Genomic DNA, 16,261 nt, shown 5'->3' with positions numbered 1-16,261 from the left:
GCGCCGGTGGCATCGGTCCGGCGCCGGCCGTACCACCTCAGTCGGTCTTGCCGTTGTAGGCGTCGCGCATCTGCTGCAGGACGATCTTCCGCATCCCGAGCATGGCCTGCATGGCGCGGTTCACCGCTTCGCGATCGTCGCCGGTGACCAGCTCGGTGGCCTCGGCGGGCCAGATCTGCCACGGCACCCCGTATTTGTCGTTGAGCCAGCCGCATTCGATCTCCTTGCCGCCGTCGGCGAGCAGCGCCTCCCACAGCCGGTCGACCTCGTCCTGGCTTTCGCAGTTGACCAGCAGCGACATGGCATGGGTGTAGTTGTAGTCGCCGCCACCGTTGATGGCGGTGAACTGCTGTCCGTTGAGTTCGAAGTCGACGGTGATCGCCAGATCCGTCGGACGGTTGGTCGCCTCGGTGTGGTACTGGACGTGGGTGATCTTCGAGTCGGCGAACAGCGAACAGTAGAACTCGGCGGCTTCTTCTGCCTGGGTGTCGTACCAGAGGTTGGTGACGATCTTCTGCATGATGGTCCTCCCGGCCGGAGTTGATAGATATCTGTGCAGACGGGATGGGCGACCGGAATTCATCGCGGTGGAACGAGAAAAGCCTGCCCTCGACCGGTGGGTTCCGGTCGAGGGCAGGCTTCGCACGTTCTTACTAACGCTCGCGAGGGCCGATCGGGAATCCCAGCGCGCCGAAGGTGGCGTTCAGGTTGATCTCGATCTGCGTCAGCAGCGCGTTGAAATCGGCCAGCATGGACACGACATTCTCGGTTCGGCAGCCGAATTGATCGGGCGCGTTCGGCGCGAGCCGCGCCTTCAGCCAATTGAGCGTGTCGGCCATGCCGAGCGACGGCAGGCTCAAATGCTCGCTGAGATGGTCGCGCTTGTAGATCACCGATGCGCCACCGGCACACCACTGCTGGGACAGCCGGTCATTCGTCCATACCGGCACCGCCTCGTCGAACACACCTTGGTAGAGGAAGATCGGCGCGGTAGGGATGTTGCGGCCGAGCACCGTCGAGTCGAAGACTTCCTTGATCTCGGGCACCGCGAGGAATTCCGGAATCGGAATGGTCAGCAACCGCCCGTAGTCGACGAACATCTGGGTGAGCGCGTTGCGCGGCAGGCATTGGCGCTCGGTCTGGTCCATCAGCGCCCGGCCCTCCGGCTTCAGATACCGATCGGAGGCCTCCCGGAACTTCGGATAGGCCTTGCGCAGTGAGGAAATGCCGATGCCGATCAATGAGGAGAACATCGAGCCGTTCACATGCAGCAGCGACACCACATCCGACGTAGGAGCCCCGAGCGCAATACCTTTCACGTTCAGTTCGGGTGCGTAAGTCGGCTGCATTTCGGCCGCCCAACCCGAGCCCATACCGCCGCCCGAGTAGCCCCAGAACGCGACGGGGGTGTTTGCTCCGTCCAGCCCCAGCGGCTCGAAACGTTCGGCGGCACGGACGCCGTCGAGCGTCATGTAACCCGGCTCCTTGGGCACGGTGAGGTGGCCGTTGACACCCTCGTAGTCCGGGATGGAGACCGCCCAGCCTTGGCTGATCAACGCGGCCAGCCCGAGCAGTTCGCTCTGTGAATGGATGCCTTCGAGTCCGGCCAGCCCCGCGCCCTGCTGCAAGACGAACGACGGCGAGCAGTCCAGATTGGCGCTGTCGTAGTAGAACTGCAGCGATACCAGTGGCCGGGAGCGATTCGGATCGGCCAGCGCGGGGAGCACCACCGTGGTCACGGCGGCGGTGGGTTGTTCGTTCAGATCCGTAGTGCGATAAAGCAATTGCCAGGCCCGCACATTCACCGGAAGAACGGTCAGCGCCGCGAGACGTACCTCGCGGGATCGGAGAATGGCGCCAGGCTCCTGGGCTTCGAAGCCTTCGGGCGGTTGGTAGAACGAATCCTCGTGCGGGAGTGGGATTGCGGCGGCCTGCGTGGGAGTGACTGCGCCCGCGAGCAGCACGGCGGCCATGGCGAATGCCATGGTCACCAGCGCGGCTACCGTGCGCCCCGACCGGTGGATACGGTCGGTCCGATCCCCTGTGATCACTGACACGTGTGCGTCCTTCCTCATCATGTGACAGCGATTACAACATGAGAGCCTGTTATCAACAAGAACTCTTTCTAAAGCGCATCGAGCTATGGTCGAGGTATGACCCGCAGCAAATCCGCCGCGCGGCCTGCCGAGGGGCCGGCTCGCCGCCGGATCCGTGGACTCGACGCCGAACAGCGCAGCGCACAGCGGCGCAATCAATTGCTCGACGCGGCCACCGAACTGTTTGCCGAGCACAGCTATTCGGGAACATCGATCGAGCAGATCTGCCAGCGCGCGTATGTCGGAACCAAGGGGTTCTACGACCATTTCGATAGCAAGGAAGCGTGCTACATCGCACTGCTCGAACAACTCACCGCGCAGATCCAGCAACGGGTGATCGCCGGCGCCGCCGCGGCCGCCGACTTGGCCTGGCCGGAGCGCGCCGTGCCGGTGATCGAGGCGTTCGTGCACGCCATTGCCGACGACCCGCGCCTGGCCAAGGTGACTTTCGGTGAGGCGGGCGGCATCTCGCCCGCGGTGGAGCGGATGCGGCGCAGCAACCGGCGTTGGTCGGCAGCCTTCCTGGACCGGGTGTGGAGCGGCGAACCGGCCAGCGATGCCGGCGTGCAGCGGGCGCGACTGGCCTTGGCGCTGGCCACCATCGGCGGCATGTTCGAACTCGTCGCGGACTGGCTGCACCATCACGACGACGGCGGCGCCCCGGACGGCGTCGACACCCTCACCGAGGACCTGATCCGGTTCGTCACCGTGGTCAATGCCGGACGCGGAGCTGTTGCGGGACAATAGTTTACAAGCACGAAGCGGGGCGGTCCGATAGCTCGGACCGCCCCGCTTCGTGGTTCTGCCGCGGCGTTACTTGCCGCCCTTCGCCGAACCTGTCGAGATCGCGGTGAGCAGTTCGGTCAGCGCCTTGACCCAACCCGGGCAGGTCGGGTTGGTGTTGGACGTGCAACCGAGCTGCGAGGAGCCCGCCCCCGATCCGGAATCGGCGACCACGGCCGCGGTGGGCGCGGCGGAAGCCGACGCGACGCCGACGAACTGACCGGGGATGAGCAGCGCGCCGACGAGGACGGCACCAGCGAGTGAACGTTTCATAGATCCTTCTCCCACTTCCCGGCGGCGCCTCCTCCGCCTGGGCACGGTACCCGCCGGAAACTGTCGCGCGTAGCCCTCGATTCCGGGGTCAGTCGCGGCGGTGTGCGGGCCGGATCCGCCCCCTGACCTCGCCGAGACCGATGCGCCTGCCCTCGGGGCCCGGTGCGGACGCGGTGATGACCACCTCGTCGCCGTCCTCCAGGAAGGTGCGCTGCTGACCGTTCACCAGCACGGGTTCGCTACCGCCCCAGGAGAGTTCGATGAAGGACCCGCGCTGGTCGGGCTCCGGGCCGGAGATGGTGCCGGAGGCGTAGAGGTCGCCGGTGCGGGTGGCGGCGCCGTTCGCGGTGAGGTGGGCCAGCATCTGCGCGGGCGACCAGTACATCCGGGAGAACGGCGGGTGCGCGACCACCTCCCCGTTCCAGGACACCGTCAAGTCGATGTCGAGCCCCCACGGCTCCTTTTCTCGCAGGTAGGGCAGGGGTTCGGGGGATTGCTCGGGTGTCGATACCCGAGCGGATTGCAGCGCGGCCAGCGGCGTGACCCAGGGCGCGATCGAGGTCGCGAAGGACTTGCCGAGGAAGGGGCCGAGCGGCTGGTACTCCCACGCCTGGATATCGCGGGCGGACCAGTCGTTGACCAGTGCGACGCCGAACACCCGCTCGGCGAACTCGCCGGTCTCGATCGGATCGCCGAGTTCGGAACCGACACCGACCAGGAAGCCGAGCTCGGCCTCGATGTCCAGGCGCCGGGACGGACCGAAATCCGGTGTGCCCGAATCGGTCCGGCGCTGGCCGGACGGACGGATCACCTCGGTGCCGGACACCACCACGGTGCCTGCCCGCCCGTGGTAGCCGACCGGCAGATGCCGCCAATTCGGCAGCAGCGGTTCGCTGTCCGGCCGGAACAGGCGGCCGAGGTTCGTCGCGTGGTCGATGCTGGCGTAGAAGTCGACGTAGTCGCCGATCGCCACCGGCAGTCCGAGGTTTACCTCGGACACCGCATGTACTGCGGCGCTGTCGATTTCATTGCCGACCAGTTCGCGGATGCGTTCGCGCACCGCACGCCAATGGTCCGGACCCCGCGCCATGAGGGCGGCCAGGCTCGGTTCGGCGAACTCCGGATCGCCCAGTGCCGCAGCGAGATCGATGACCGAGTCGCCCAAACGTGTGCCGACGCGGTAGTTCTGGCCGTCCGGGGCGAACACCCCGTAGGGCAGGTTGTCCGCACCGAAAAGGGAATCGTCGGGTACTTCGACGCGAGTCTTCACGCGGGCCCCCGTCCGGACCAGGTCCACGCGTACGCCGGGTCTTCGCAGGCGAGGGCGCCTTCGCCGAGTTCCAGCGGCCGGAAGGTGTCGACCATGACCGCGAGTTCGTCGAAGTAGTCGAGTCCGATGCTGCGCTCGTAGGCGCCGGGCTGCGGGCCGTGCGCGTAGCCGCCGGGATGCACCGACACCGAACCCTGCGCGATGCCGGATCCCTTGCGCGCCTCGTAGTTTCCGCCGCAGTAGAACATGATCTCGTCGGAGTCGACGTTGGAGTGGTAGTACGGCACCGGGATGGACAGCGGGTGATAGTCCACCTTGCGCGGCACGAAATTGCAGACCACGAAGTTGATCCCCTCGAAGGCTTGATGCGCCGGCGGCGGCTGGTGGATGCGGCCGGTGATCGGTTCGAAATCGCTGATGTTGAAGGTGATCGGATACAGGCAGCCGTCCCAGCCGACCACGTCGAACGGGTGGGTGGCGTACAGCAGCCGGGTACCGACGACCTTGCCGCCGGGGCGGTGCTTGACCAGCACCTCCACGTCGGTGCCGGTCGCGGTCAGGATCTCCGCCGGGCCGTGCAGGTCGCGCTCGCAGTAGGGCGCGTGCTCGAGCAACTGGCCGAACTTCGACAGGTACCGCTTCGGCGGGGTGATGTGGCTCGAAGCCTCGATCACATACGCGCGCAAGGGTTCCGGACCGGTCGGCAGCCAGCGGTGGGTGGTCGCGCGCGGGATGAGCACCTGGTCGCCCTGGCGCGCGGGCAACGGGCCGAAGACCGTTTCGACTACCGCGGCACCGGATTCCACGTAGACCAGCTCGTCGCCGATCGCGTTGCGGTACAGCGGTGAGCTGCCCTTCGCCACGACATAGGAGATGCGCACATCGGCGTTGCCGAGCAGCAGCCGTCGTCCGGTCACCGCGTCGGTCCTGGCCGGGGTGTCGTCGGGGAACAACTCGGGCAACCGCAGATGCCGGTGCCGCAGTGGATGATTCGGGGTGGTGGACTGATCGGGCAGCTCCCACACCGTCGAGTCGACGATCGCGGGCGGCAGCCCACGGTGGTACAGCAGCGAGGAATCGCCGGAGAAACCCTCCTCGCCCATCAGCTCTTCGTAATAGAGCTGCCCCTGCTCGTCCCGATGTTGCGTATGCCGTTTCGGCGGCACCGCTCCTACTTGTCGATAGAACGCCATGACCGCACCTCCTGCCTGGCTTGTGGTCTGGTTCAACTGGTCCCCATCGTAGTGATGGGCGCGCGGGCGCAGTGGCGGAATCCGCCCCCGTCAGCGCGGATTCTGCCGGAACATCGGGGGATCGGGAGGCATTTCGCCTAGCTGTTCAGAAAGTTGCTGGCAATTTGTCAGGCGTGACGCAGGGCGCGGTAGACCGCTGCGCCGACGAAGGCGCCGAGATCCTGCGCCGTCCAGCCGCCCTCGCCGGCCAGCAGTGTGCGCACCGCGCCTTCACCGGCCGACACCCACAGCTCCACCAGTACCGGCAGCTTGCGTTCGGCGTCTTCGGTGCCCCAGGCGCGCAGGGTCGGGCGCAGCAGGGTGCTGCAGCGTTCGATGGCGAGGGCACGCCCGCGGCCGAACGAATCCGCAACGGCCGGATCGGGATTGCCGTACAGCAGGCGCCAGGCGTCGGGCCGCGCGGCGGCCTTCTCCAGCAGTGCGCGGAAGCCCTCGATGAACACGGTTTCGCCCGCGTCCACGTCGCGGCGGCGCATCACGCCGAGCAGGTCGTCGACCAGGTAGCTCTCTTCGCGCTGGATCAGCGCTTCGATCAGTTCGACGCGGTCGGCGAAGCAGGCGTAGACCACCGGCCGGGTCACGTTCATCCGTTCGGCGATGGCGGCCATGGTGATCGCCGCGATGCCGTGCTCCACGGCGATGGCCAGCGCGGTGTCGAGCACCTGCGGACGGCGGCGTTCCGGGCCGAGGTGCGGCGCTCGCTGCCGCGGTCGCACGGCCGAATCGCTACCCATGAGCACAACATAGCAGCGCATGTTGCGGAGTTCTCGCTGGTCCCGCGCCTGTAGATCAACTTCCTACACAAGTGAATGTTAATGCTACAGTCGTGCATGAAGTCGGTAGGCTAGTGCCGACTGTCTTTGTCGAGCGACCTGCACGCGGGTGCGAGCGCTATGCCACAGCCGAGGAGTCAGCGATGACCGAAACCCTGTTCAACCCGAAGACCTGCGAATTCACCGAGTTCGACGCCGAGACCCGCCGGTTGCTGCGCGCGACCGTCGATTGGTTCGAGACCCGCGGCAAAGCGGTGCTCAAGCAGGAGGATCGGGATCGGGTCTGGTACGCGGAGTTCCTCGATTTCGTGAAGCGCGAGGCGGTCTTCGCGACTTTCCTCACACCGGCGGCCGAGGCGGACGGCGATCCGAACAAGCGCTGGGACACCGCGCGGATCGCGATGATGAGCAAGATCCTCGGCTTCTACTCCATGCAGTACTGGTACGTCTGGCAGGTCAGCATTCTCGGCCTCGGCCCGATCTGGCAGAGCGACAACGCGGCGGCCAAGCGACGCGCCGCCGCCCTGCTGGCCTCCGGCGAGATCTTCGCCTTCGGCCTGTCCGAGAAGGAGCACGGCGCTGACGTCTACTCCACCGACATGATGGTCGCGCCGCAGCCCGGCGGCGGCTACCTGGCCACCGGCGCCAAGCACTACATCGGCAACGGCAATCAGGCCGCGCTGGTCTCGGTTTTCGGCCGGCGCTCCGACAAGCCGATCATCGACAGCTCGAAGGCACTGGAAAGCAAACCGACACAGCAGGATTACGAGGGCTACCTGTTCTTCCTGGCGGACAGCCAGCACGAGAACTACCACCTGCGCGGCAATGTCGTGGACAGCCAGATGTACGTGGCGGCCTTCGATCTGGAGAACTACCCCGTTGCCGAAGAAGACATCCTGCATCGCGGTGAAGCGGCCTTCCACGCGGCGATGAACACCGTCAACGTCGGCAAGTTCAATCTCGGCTTCGGTGCCGTCGGCGCCTGCGAGCACGCCTACTACGAGGCCGTGACGCACGCCGAGAACCGAATCCTGTTCGGGCACAAGGTGACCGAGTTCCCGCAGGTGCAGTCACTGCTGACCGACTCGTACGCGCGGCTGATGGCGATGAAGCTCTACAGCGAGCGGGCCATCGATTACATGCGCTCCGCCTCCCCGGAAGACCGGCGTTACTTGCTGTTCAACGCGATCGAGAAGATGACCGTCACCCGGCAGGGGCAGCGGATCATCGAGGATCTCGCCGATGTGATCGCGGCGCGCGGTTTCGAGAAGGACATGTACTTCCCGATCGCGATGCTCGGCCTGTTCGGACTGCCCCGGCTCGAAGGCACCGTGCACGTGAACATGGCGCTGTCGCTGAAGTTCATGGCCAACTACATGTTCCACCCCGCCGATGCCGGGCTGGCCGCACTGCGTTTGCTGCCCGGCGCGGGCGCCGCACCGAAGAGCGCGGTCCGCGCCGTCTCGGGTGCACTCAGCTGGTCGAGTCGCAAGCTCGCCCCCCGTGCGGGCGCCGCGATCCCGAAACTGCGCACCGAACTGGCCGGCGCCGCCTACGCTCCGGTACCGACCCGCCGCGACCCCGCCGACGACGAATTCCTCTTCCGCCAGGGACCCAGCAGCGGCCTCGGCCGCATCCGCTTCAGCGACTGGCGCCAGGTCTTCGAAAAGTTCACCCACATACCGAATGTCGCCGTCTTCCTGGACCAGGCCCTGGCCTTCCAAACCCTGCTCGCCGCCGCATCCCCCACCGCCACCCAGCAACGCGACGTCGACTTCCTCTTCGCACTCGGCGAACTCTTCACCGCCCTCCCCTACGCCCAACTGGTCCTCGAACAAGCCGAGATCGAACACACCGACCCGGCCCTACTCGACCAAATCTTCGACAATTTCGTCCGCGAGTTCGCCAAGAACGCCCTCACCCTGCACACCAAGCCCGCCGCAACCAAGTCCCAGCAAACCCGAGCCCTCGACCTCATCCGCCGCCCGATCGCCGATCGCGGTCGCTTCGATCAAGTATTGGCCCAGGCCAGATCCCTCGCGGGAACCTACGAAATGAACCCGTAAACGTAGGCTGTCACTCATGGTCCAGTACCTCGGCGTTGCTGCGACGTGCATCCGGAGAGACCAACGTTGTTGTCGGTCACTGCCGGTACTGTTTTGCTATGACCGCTGTCGAGGAGCCTCTTATGGCAACTGAGTCTCTGATGACCACCGAGGAGTTCGAAGAACTCGCTCGGGCGGCCGATCGTATCGCGGAGGGTGTGAAACTCGAGTTTATCGACGGACAGCTGGGGGCAAAGGCAATGCCGGATGGGGATCACGATCGGATCATCCAGTGGTTGATCCGAGTTTTCATGATGTTCCGTCCTGAATTGTTTTTGACCCCGGAGCGGGGCCTGAAGATCGAGCGGTACCGGAAGGGCCGTGCTCGTCCAGATGGCGCGCTGGCGGACGCTGACGCATTTGTCGGCCAAGGCGAGTGGGCTGATCCCGAGCCGGTTCTCTTGGTAGCCGAGGTGACTTCCGGTGATCAAGACACTGAGCGTCGCGATCGTCAGGAGAAGCCACGGGCGTACGCGGAGACCGGGATACCTGTGTACCTCTTGATCGATCGAGATTCATGTGAGGTGACGGTCCACAGTAGGCCTCGCGGAAGCCGATACGAGGAAGTCCTGAAGGTGCCGTTCGGCGCCACCGTCAAACTCCCCGACCCGGTGAACGTCGCCCTCGATACGGAGCCGTTGAAGGCTTGGGTGCGTTGAGTTGCCCGCCTAGACGGTGAATTCGGCGATTACCGGGGCGTGGTCGCTGGGGCCCTTGCCTTTTCGTTCCTCGCGGTCGACGAAGGCGTCTTTGGTGGTGGCGGCGAGGGTGGGGGAGGCGAGGATGAAGTCGATGCGCATGCCCTCTTTGCGGGGGAAGCGGAGTTGGGTGTAGTCCCAGTAGGTGTAGACGCCGGGGCCGGGGGCGAAGGGGCGCATGACGTCGGCGAAGCCGGTGTCGAGGAAGGCTTGGAAGGCGTCGCGTTCGGGTTGGGAGGTGTGCGTCTTGTGGATGAACAGCTCGGGGGCCCAGACGTCGTCGTCGGTGGGGGCGATGTTCCAGTCGCCGACCAGGGCGATCTTCGCCTGCGGGTCGTCGGCGAGCCAGCGGGCACCGCTTTCTCGCAGCGCGGCAAGCCATTCCAGCTTGTAGGCGTAGTGCGGGTCGGCGAGGGCGCGGCCGTTGGGTACGTACAGGCTCCACACCCGGACACCACCGCAGGTGGCGCCGAGCGCGCGCGACTCGACGACGGGTGCGCTGATCAGCGATTCACCGGCCTCCTTGTCGAAGCCGGGCTGGTTCGGGAAGGCGAGCTCGACGTCGGTCAACCCGACCCGGGAGACGATCGCAACCCCGTTCCACTGGTTGATGCCGAGATGGGCGACCTCGTACCCGAGTTCGTCGAACCGCTCGAACGGGAACTGGTCGTCGCGGCACTTGGTCTCTTGGATGGCCAGCACATCGATGTCCTGGCGGTCCAGGAACTCCGCAACCCGATCGAGCCGGGAGCGGATCGAATTGACGTTCCAGGTGGCGAGACGCACAGCTGCCTTCCTTGATGCGGGTCTTATTCCGTTCTACCGCAGGTCGGCAGTACGGGCGAGCGCGGCAGGCGCCGCATAGCGATACATGTGGTGTTCGACGAAACCGAGCTCGCGATAGAGAGCGATGGCAGCACTGTTGCCTTGCTCGACCTGAAGGTACGCGTGCGTCGCGCCGCGCCCGTGACCCCACCGGATCAGCTCGGCACACACCAGCGAACCGAGCCCTTTCCTGCGGTGCTCCGCACCCACCGCGACACAGGTGAGCCCGACCCAGCGGCGCCCGTCCGGCGCGGTGGTGAGCGCACCACGCCCGATCGCGATCGGCGTCGGCACGCCCAGCGAGGCGAACCCGAGTTCACCGTCGCGCACCGCGGTCAGCACCTCGACATTCGGTTCCGGCGTCGAAAGTCGCTGCGGCGTCACCGCTTCGCCCTCGAAACGGTTCAACGCCAACCAGGCGTCGTCCGGCGCGGCGGCGATCCGCACCATCGACGGGCCCTGCGGCAGCACGAAATTCGCGATGTCGATGGCCAGCACGACGGTCTCGCGCCAGCTGTCCCACCCCGGCGGGATGGGCGCGAGCCGGTCGGGCAGCGCGAGCAGCAGCGGCAGGCCGTGCGCGGTGTACCACTCGCCGACCCGATGGATGGCGTCCGGCGTCAGCACCGTGGGCCTGTCGGAACTACCCAGTGGCAGCGCGGAATTGGCGCGTCCGGTGTACCCGTGCCCGGCCCGCACGAACCACCCGTCGATCCAGGTCTGCTCGACCCCGGGCCAGGCGTCCGCCGCCGCGGCCTCCAGCGACCTGATCTCCTTGGTCCGAATCGGCCTGGGCCCCACCGCTTTCAGGGCGACCACCCGGTCCGGGGTCACCGAGACGGTCCGCCCGTCGGCGGCGCGCACGGTCGGCGGATCCAGCGAGATCAGTTCACCGATCACATCGGTGAGTGGTTGTGGATAACCCGCGGGCAACCGGTAGCGCAGCACGACTCGACGGCCGAGCGGGATCTGCGGATAGGTGCCGTCCTGGTCAGTCGTCATGGCCGAACGGATCCGCGACGGTCCCGGGGATCCAGCTGAGTCCCGGTGTGCCCCAACCGTTGCGCTTGATCGCCTTCTTCGCCGCACGGGCGTTGCGCCCGATCAGCACGTCGACGTAGAGGAAACCGTCCAGGTGGCCGACCTCGTGCTGCAGCATGCGGGCGAAGAACCCCTTGCCCTCGATCTCCACCGGCGCACCGTGCTCGTCGGTGCCGGTGACCTTCGCCCACTCAGCGCGTCCGGTCGGGTACTGCTCGCCGGGCACCGAGAGGCAGCCCTCTTCGTCGTCGTCGGGGTCCGGCATGGTCTCCGGGATCGCCGAGGTCTCCAGCGCCGGGTTGATCACCGCGCCGCGGCGCCTGCTCGCGGTGCCGTCGGGCGCGACGTCGGGGCAGTCGTAGACGAACAGCCGCAGCGGCACACCGACCTGATTGGCGGCCAGGCCGACACCGTGCGCGGCGTCGAGGGTTTCGTACATGTCCGCGATGAGCTCGGCCAGTTCCTCCGGTGACTGGGTGACCTGCTCGGTCGGGTTGTGCAGAACCGGGTCGCCGACGATCACGATCGGGAGGATAGCCATGAACACAATTATTGCCGCGCCGCTGGGCCGCCGGCCGTGCGGGGGCGGCAACCTTCCCGCGACACGCTTACCGGCAGGTAGCGAACACGCCGCGCCGTACCCCTGGCTATCCCACGGTCTCGTGGTTGAATGATCCGCGACGTACAAGCACCATTTTTCGTCTGGTGGTAACTCGGCGAGGGAGCAAGATGGACGGCGCAGCGGCACGGAATCTTTCCGCGATCCAGGGCGACCCTTCCGCGAGCGACGATGTCACGGCAGCGGAATCGACGGGCGACGGCGACAATCTCAGCCGTCGCGAACACGACATCCTGGCCTTCGAGCGCCAGTGGTGGAAGTACGCGGGGGCCAAGGAAGAAGCCATCCGGGAGCTGTTCGGCATGTCGCCTACCCGGTATTACCAGGTGCTTAATGCTGTTGTGGATCGGCAGGAGGCGCTCGCCGCCGACCCGATGCTGGTCAAGCGGCTGCGCCGGTTGCGAGCGAGCAGGCAAAAAGCCAGGGCCGCGCGACGGCTCGGATTCCAGGTATGACCGGGCTAGGCTCGAGTAGGTGAGCTACCCGAATCCCACCTCCGGTGGGCCGCCATTGCGAGCGTTGGCGATGGTGTTGATTTCACTGGCCATTGTGTTCGGTGGACTGGGTGCGATGTCGCTGTCGAAGTCCGATGTGGACAACGCGGGATCCGAACAGTCGGCGTCGGCGACTTCCGTCCCGCAAGCCCCGGCCCCCACCGCGGCCGTCAAGCCGACCACCGCCGCGCCGACCTCGGCCGACGCACCCACCTCGTCCAGCACGGTGCCGCCGTCGTCCACGACCGCGCCGCCGACCACCACCCCGGCGCCGACCACCCCCACCGGTGCCGCGGCCAAGTCCGTTCCGGTGCGCGTGCTCAACAACAGCATGATCGCCGGGCTGGCAGGCAAGACCGCCAATCAGCTCACCGCCGAAGGCTGGAATGTCATCGAGACGGGCAACTACCCCGGCGTCAGTATCCCGAAAACGACCGTGTACTACGGCAATTCGGCGGGCGACAAAGAGGCCGGGTTGGCCATCGCACAAGAGTTGGGCATCACCGCGGAACCGAAGTCGAGTGGTTTGGGCGAGTCCTCGCCCGGTGTAACCGTCATCGTGACGGGTAACTGACAACTGGCGACCGGTCGCCGCAACTGGGTGACCTGCCGCTGAGCGGGCCTGTCACTGCGCAACACGGCGGGCGTGGCATCATCTTGTCCGGTAACGAACGTGTCCACCCAGCTTTACTCGTAAACTCGGTACTCGTAAAGGAGTTCCCCGATGGCCCCGTCCACAACTCGACGCCCGTCCTGGCGGACTGTGACCCCGGTGCTCGCGGTCGCGGTACTCGGCCTCGCAGGCTGCACCAACAGCCAGGAGTCGAGTGACGTCAAGGGAACGACCCCGCCGGTGTGGAGCGGTGCGGCCGCCCCGCCGTCGAGCGAGTTCGGCAAGGAAACCGGCACCGCCGACGCGAACGCGGGCGTGAAGGTCGACCTGAAGGACGCCTCGGGCTCCTCGGTCGGTACGGCGAACTTCGTCAAGGACGGCAACCACCTGCAGGTCACCGTCGAGGCGCACGGCCTGCGCCCCGGGTTCCACGGCCTGCACGTGCACTCGATCGGCAAGTGCGAGCCCAACTCGGTCGCGCCGACCGGCGGCCCGTCCGGCGACTTCCTGTCCGCCGGTGGTCATCTGCAGGTCGGCAGCGCGAACACGCACCCGGCCAGCGGCGACCTCAGCTCGCTGCAGGTGCGCTCGGACGGCTCGGCCAAGCTGGTCACCACCACCGACACGGTGACCCTGGACGAGCTGAAGAACAAGGCGCTGATGATCCACGCCGACGCCGACAACTTCGGCAACATCCCGAACCGATACCTCCGTGCCGACGGCGTTGCCGGCCCGGATGACACGACGCTAGCAACGGGCGACGCGGGTGGCCGCGTCGCCTGCGGTGTGATCCAGTAGCGCAGGAGCCGACATGGCCGGGGCAGGCAGAGAACATGTTTCCTTCCCGGGTTCGCCCCGGCCCACCATCGGCATCGAGTGGGAGATCGCCCTCGTCGACAAGGTGAGTCGCGATCTGTCGAATACCGCTGCGGCGGTGTTCGATTCGCTCGGTGACCTGAAAGCGCACGACGGCACCCCGCAGGTGACCAAGGAGCTGTTGCGCAACACCGTGGAGCTCGTCACCGGGGTGCACGACACCGTCGGCGAGGCGGTGGACGATCTGCGGGGCACCATGGACGCGGTCCGGCGCGCCGCCGACCCGCTCGGCGTCGACCTGTTCTGCGCGGGCACCCATCCGTTCGCGCAGTGGTCGGCCCAGCAGCTGACCCGCTCGGAGCACTACGACGAGCTGATCGAGCGCACCCAGTGGTGGGGCCGCCAGATGATGATCTGGGGCGTGCACGTGCACGTCGGAGTTTCACACCGGGACAAGGTCTTTCCGATCCTGAACGCGCTGCTGATGCAGTACCCGCATCTGCTCGCGCTGTCCGCGTCCTCGCCGATGTGGGCGGGCGCCGACACCGGCTACGCCAGCAACCGCACGCTGATGTTCCAGCAACTACCCACCGCGGGCCTGCCGTTCCAGTTCGAAAACTGGCACCAGTTCGAGCATTTCGTGCACGACCAGTTCAAAACCGGTGTGTTCGAACAGCTCGGCGGCATGCACTGGGACATCCGGCCCGCGCCGAAGTGGGGCACCATCGAGGTGCGGGTGTGCGACGGGACGTCGACCCGTGCCGAGCTGGCGGCGCTGGCCGCGCTGATCCACTGCCTGATCGTCGATCTGGATCGCCGGATCGACGAGGGCGAGACGCTGCCGTCGTTGCCGCCGTGGCATGTGCAGGAGAACAAGTGGCGGGCCGCCCGCTACGGGCTGGACGCGATCGTCATCGTCGACGACAAGAGCAACGAGCGGCTGGTCACCGACGACGTGACCGATCTGCTGAACCGGCTGGAGCCGACCGCCAAACGGCTGGGCTGCTCGGACGAATTGGCCTTCGTCGCGGAGATCCCGGAGCGAGGTGCGTCATACCAGCGGCAGCGCAAAGTCGCCGCCGCGGCGCAGGGCGACCTGGTCGCGGTGGTAGACGCGCTGGTCAAGGAGCTCGAGCAGTAACACTGCCCGGCGATCGGTCGCCCACTGTTCAGTCGGGCAGTGGGATGGCGTTCACCCCCCGTTTACTATGGTCGACGTGCTTGTCGAAGACCCGGGACCCAGAGTAGGAAGCGCCGCTCCTCGGTTGCGTGTGCCGCCGACCCGGGTGTGGGTCGCGGCGGGCGTTGCCGCGGTGCCGGTGCTGTTGATCGCGCTGCAGATCGTGGCGGTACGCGAAGGGTTCCAGGGTCCGCTCGGGAGTCTGTGGCAGGACTACGTCGGTACCCCCAAATCGATGTCGGTGCCGTGGGCGGGCTTGATCCTTGCGCTGGTCGGCATTTCGACGCGGCATCGGATCATCGCGCTGAGCGCGGCCGTGGCCATCGACGCGGTGTGGGCGGGCGTCCGGCTGCTGACCGGTGCGTCGTTCGCGATCGGCAACGGACCCGTCATCGTGCTCACCGGGCTGGCGATATTCGCGTGGCTGCGCTGGGACGGGACCGAGCGGCGCAGCGCGCTGCACGCCGCCGCGCTGGGCGCGCTGCTCATCCTCGCCACCAAGGTCGGCGACGTGTGGTTGCACGTCACGATCCTGAGCAGGCCGGCGGTGCTCGACGAATACGTGCTGCTCGCCGACCACGCGCTGGGCGACCCGTCCTGGGTGATGGGGCGGGTGCTCGACGTGCTCGGGCCGGTCGTCTACGAGGTGCTGCACTGGGTGTACATCGAGCTGCCGGTCGCGGCGATCGCGGTCGCGGTATGGCAGCTGCGCCGGGTGGTGTCCAGTGGTCGCTGGCCGACGCACTATCTGGTGCGCACGTTCCTGGTGCTCGGGCTGGTCGGCCCGATCGTCTATGTGATCTTCCCGGTGGTCGGGCCGATGTTCGCGTTCGGCGCGGACGGGAACGGGCTGCAACTGGGCAACTATTGGCCGGGCGTGGTGCCGCCGCTGGACCGCAATCCGATGCCGATGCCGTTCGACTCGGTGACGCCGCGTAACTGCATGCCGTCCATGCACACGGCGTGGGCGCTGTCGGTCTTCCTGCACACCCGCCGCGACACCGACGGCGGCCCCGCGCCCAGCCTGGTGCGCTGGGGTGGTGCGTTCTGGTTGCTGGCCACGGTGGTCGCCACCCTCGGCTTCGGCTACCACTACGGCGTCGATCTGGTCGCGGGCGCGGTGCTGTGCCTGACGGTCGAGTCGGCGCTGCGCGATCCGGAACGCGGCTGGGGCTGGTTCCGCATCCGGCTCGTCGCGGGCGGCACCGTGGTGCTCGCCGTGCTGCTGCTGTCCTACCGCTACCTGTCGGTGCCGATGGCCGAATACCCGGTGCTGGCAGGCACGGTCGTGCTCGCGCTGCTCGCGGGCATGGCCGCGGGCTTCCACGCCACCTGGTTCGCGGGGCTGCGGCAGACCGCGGCCTCGCAACGCGAAGTCGAGACCGCCGCGCGCTGAGCCGAACTCAGTCGACCAGGCGGTAT

17 protein-coding genes are annotated in these 16,261 nt (G+C 66.9%); 8 read left to right on the top strand and 9 right to left on the bottom strand.

Annotated elements, in window-relative coordinates:
* Positions 1 to 37 precede the first annotated feature (37 nt).
* Together IBX18_RS02465 and IBX18_RS02460 are read right to left on the bottom strand one after the other, a co-directional pair.
* The gene (locus tag IBX18_RS02465) at positions 38 to 520 is read right to left on the bottom strand and encodes a VOC family protein (protein WP_135233778.1); all 483 of its coding nucleotides are present in this window, start codon (positions 518 to 520) and stop codon (positions 38 to 40) included.
* A gap of 133 nt (positions 521 to 653) precedes the next feature.
* Positions 654 to 2,057: a lipase family protein gene (locus IBX18_RS02460; RefSeq protein WP_194832126.1), complete on the bottom strand. Its 1,404-nt coding sequence runs from the start codon at positions 2,055 to 2,057 to the stop codon at positions 654 to 656.
* Positions 2,058 to 2,153: 96 nt separating this feature from the next.
* Here IBX18_RS02460 and IBX18_RS02455 point away from each other — a divergent pair, with 96 nt between their 5' ends.
* A complete protein-coding gene (locus tag IBX18_RS02455; RefSeq protein WP_194832125.1) occupies positions 2,154 to 2,843 on the top strand; it encodes a TetR/AcrR family transcriptional regulator in 690 nt (229 codons plus the stop codon).
* Positions 2,844 to 2,909: 66 nt separating this feature from the next.
* Here the strand turns inward: IBX18_RS02455 and IBX18_RS02450 are convergent, their stop codons facing one another.
* The 4 genes from IBX18_RS02450 to IBX18_RS02435 form a co-directional block, all read right to left on the bottom strand.
* Positions 2,910 to 3,152 (bottom strand): hypothetical protein, encoded by a 243-nt coding sequence (locus tag IBX18_RS02450; RefSeq protein ID WP_194832124.1) that lies wholly within the window; start codon positions 3,150 to 3,152, stop codon positions 2,910 to 2,912.
* Between the two features lie 88 nt (positions 3,153 to 3,240).
* Complete coding sequence (gene fahA, locus IBX18_RS02445; protein WP_306796099.1) at positions 3,241 to 4,422, bottom strand: fumarylacetoacetase; 1,182 nt, start codon at positions 4,420 to 4,422, stop codon at positions 3,241 to 3,243.
* Positions 4,419 to 5,615 (bottom strand): homogentisate 1,2-dioxygenase, encoded by a 1,197-nt coding sequence (locus IBX18_RS02440; protein ID WP_194832122.1) that lies wholly within the window; start codon positions 5,613 to 5,615, stop codon positions 4,419 to 4,421. Before IBX18_RS02440 ends, fahA begins: the two co-directional genes overlap by 4 nt.
* Positions 5,616 to 5,782: 167 nt before the next feature.
* On the bottom strand, positions 5,783 to 6,409 hold the full coding sequence (locus IBX18_RS02435) for a TetR/AcrR family transcriptional regulator (RefSeq protein WP_147138260.1): 627 nt from the start codon (positions 6,407 to 6,409) through the stop codon (positions 5,783 to 5,785).
* 182 nt (positions 6,410 to 6,591) lie between these two features.
* Here IBX18_RS02435 and IBX18_RS02430 point away from each other — a divergent pair, with 182 nt between their 5' ends.
* Positions 6,592 to 8,514, top strand: a complete 1,923-nt coding sequence (locus tag IBX18_RS02430; RefSeq protein ID WP_194832121.1) for an acyl-CoA dehydrogenase family protein — start codon at positions 6,592 to 6,594, stop codon at positions 8,512 to 8,514.
* 98 nt (positions 8,515 to 8,612) lie between these two features.
* Entirely contained in the window at positions 8,613 to 9,212 is a 600-nt protein-coding gene (locus IBX18_RS02425; protein ID WP_194832120.1) for a Uma2 family endonuclease, read from the top strand.
* A 9-nt stretch (positions 9,213 to 9,221) separates the two neighbouring features.
* Here IBX18_RS02425 and IBX18_RS02420 read toward each other — a convergent pair whose 3' ends face one another.
* The 3 genes from IBX18_RS02420 to IBX18_RS02410 are packed head-to-tail and all read right to left on the bottom strand — an operon-like array spanning position 9,222 to position 11,658.
* Entirely contained in the window at positions 9,222 to 10,037 is an 816-nt protein-coding gene (locus tag IBX18_RS02420) for an exodeoxyribonuclease III (RefSeq protein ID WP_194832119.1), read from the bottom strand.
* Positions 10,038 to 10,070: 33 nt separating this feature from the next.
* The gene (locus IBX18_RS02415; protein ID WP_194832118.1) at positions 10,071 to 11,078 is read right to left on the bottom strand and encodes a GNAT family N-acetyltransferase; all 1,008 of its coding nucleotides are present in this window, start codon (positions 11,076 to 11,078) and stop codon (positions 10,071 to 10,073) included.
* Positions 11,068 to 11,658, bottom strand: a complete 591-nt coding sequence (locus tag IBX18_RS02410; RefSeq protein WP_194832117.1) for a peptide deformylase — start codon at positions 11,656 to 11,658, stop codon at positions 11,068 to 11,070. The genes IBX18_RS02415 and IBX18_RS02410 overlap by 11 nt, the downstream gene beginning before the upstream one ends.
* Positions 11,659 to 11,846: 188 nt before the next feature.
* Here IBX18_RS02410 and IBX18_RS02405 point away from each other — a divergent pair, with 188 nt between their 5' ends.
* From IBX18_RS02405 to IBX18_RS02385, 5 genes are all read left to right on the top strand, one after another.
* Positions 11,847 to 12,191, top strand: coding sequence for a DUF3263 domain-containing protein (locus IBX18_RS02405; protein WP_107659719.1), 345 nt, complete (start codon positions 11,847 to 11,849; stop codon positions 12,189 to 12,191).
* 19 nt (positions 12,192 to 12,210) lie between these two features.
* Positions 12,211 to 12,804: a LytR C-terminal domain-containing protein gene (locus tag IBX18_RS02400; RefSeq protein WP_194832116.1), complete on the top strand. Its 594-nt coding sequence runs from the start codon at positions 12,211 to 12,213 to the stop codon at positions 12,802 to 12,804.
* 150 nt (positions 12,805 to 12,954) lie between these two features.
* Positions 12,955 to 13,641 carry a superoxide dismutase family protein gene (locus IBX18_RS02395; protein WP_194832115.1) on the top strand — a complete coding sequence of 229 codons (687 nt, stop codon included), beginning with the start codon at positions 12,955 to 12,957 and terminating at the stop codon, positions 13,639 to 13,641.
* Between the two features lie 13 nt (positions 13,642 to 13,654).
* The gene (locus IBX18_RS02390; RefSeq protein WP_107659716.1) at positions 13,655 to 14,800 is read left to right on the top strand and encodes a glutamate--cysteine ligase; all 1,146 of its coding nucleotides are present in this window, start codon (positions 13,655 to 13,657) and stop codon (positions 14,798 to 14,800) included.
* Between the two features lie 145 nt (positions 14,801 to 14,945).
* Positions 14,946 to 16,235 carry a DUF5933 domain-containing protein gene (locus IBX18_RS02385; protein WP_373889164.1) on the top strand — a complete coding sequence of 430 codons (1,290 nt, stop codon included), beginning with the start codon at positions 14,946 to 14,948 and terminating at the stop codon, positions 16,233 to 16,235.
* The last annotated feature ends 26 nt before the right edge of the window (positions 16,236 to 16,261 follow it).

It is taken from the genome of Nocardia sp. XZ_19_369 (genome assembly GCF_015355715.1).
GTDB lineage: Bacteria > Actinomycetota > Actinomycetes > Mycobacteriales > Mycobacteriaceae > Nocardia.
This window is presented reverse-complemented; position numbering and strand designations above follow the sequence as displayed.

Coding starts and splice junctions, on each gene's coding strand:
- IBX18_RS02465 (WP_135233778.1), bottom strand. CDS start 520: ATGCAGAAGATCGTCACCAACCTCTGGTACGACACCCAGGCAGAAGAA.
- IBX18_RS02455 (WP_194832125.1), top strand. CDS start 2,154: ATGACCCGCAGCAAATCCGCCGCGCGGCCTGCCGAGGGGCCGGCTCGC.
- IBX18_RS02450 (WP_194832124.1), bottom strand. CDS start 3,152: ATGAAACGTTCACTCGCTGGTGCCGTCCTCGTCGGCGCGCTGCTCATC.
- IBX18_RS02440 (WP_194832122.1), bottom strand. CDS start 5,615: ATGGCGTTCTATCGACAAGTAGGAGCGGTGCCGCCGAAACGGCATACG.
- IBX18_RS02435 (WP_147138260.1), bottom strand. CDS start 6,409: ATGGGTAGCGATTCGGCCGTGCGACCGCGGCAGCGAGCGCCGCACCTC.
- IBX18_RS02430 (WP_194832121.1), top strand. CDS start 6,592: ATGACCGAAACCCTGTTCAACCCGAAGACCTGCGAATTCACCGAGTTC.
- IBX18_RS02425 (WP_194832120.1), top strand. CDS start 8,613: ATGACCGCTGTCGAGGAGCCTCTTATGGCAACTGAGTCTCTGATGACC.
- IBX18_RS02415 (WP_194832118.1), bottom strand. CDS start 11,078: ATGACGACTGACCAGGACGGCACCTATCCGCAGATCCCGCTCGGCCGT.
- IBX18_RS02410 (WP_194832117.1), bottom strand. CDS start 11,658: ATGGCTATCCTCCCGATCGTGATCGTCGGCGACCCGGTTCTGCACAAC.
- IBX18_RS02405 (WP_107659719.1), top strand. CDS start 11,847: ATGGACGGCGCAGCGGCACGGAATCTTTCCGCGATCCAGGGCGACCCT.
- IBX18_RS02395 (WP_194832115.1), top strand. CDS start 12,955: ATGGCCCCGTCCACAACTCGACGCCCGTCCTGGCGGACTGTGACCCCG.
- IBX18_RS02390 (WP_107659716.1), top strand. CDS start 13,655: ATGGCCGGGGCAGGCAGAGAACATGTTTCCTTCCCGGGTTCGCCCCGG.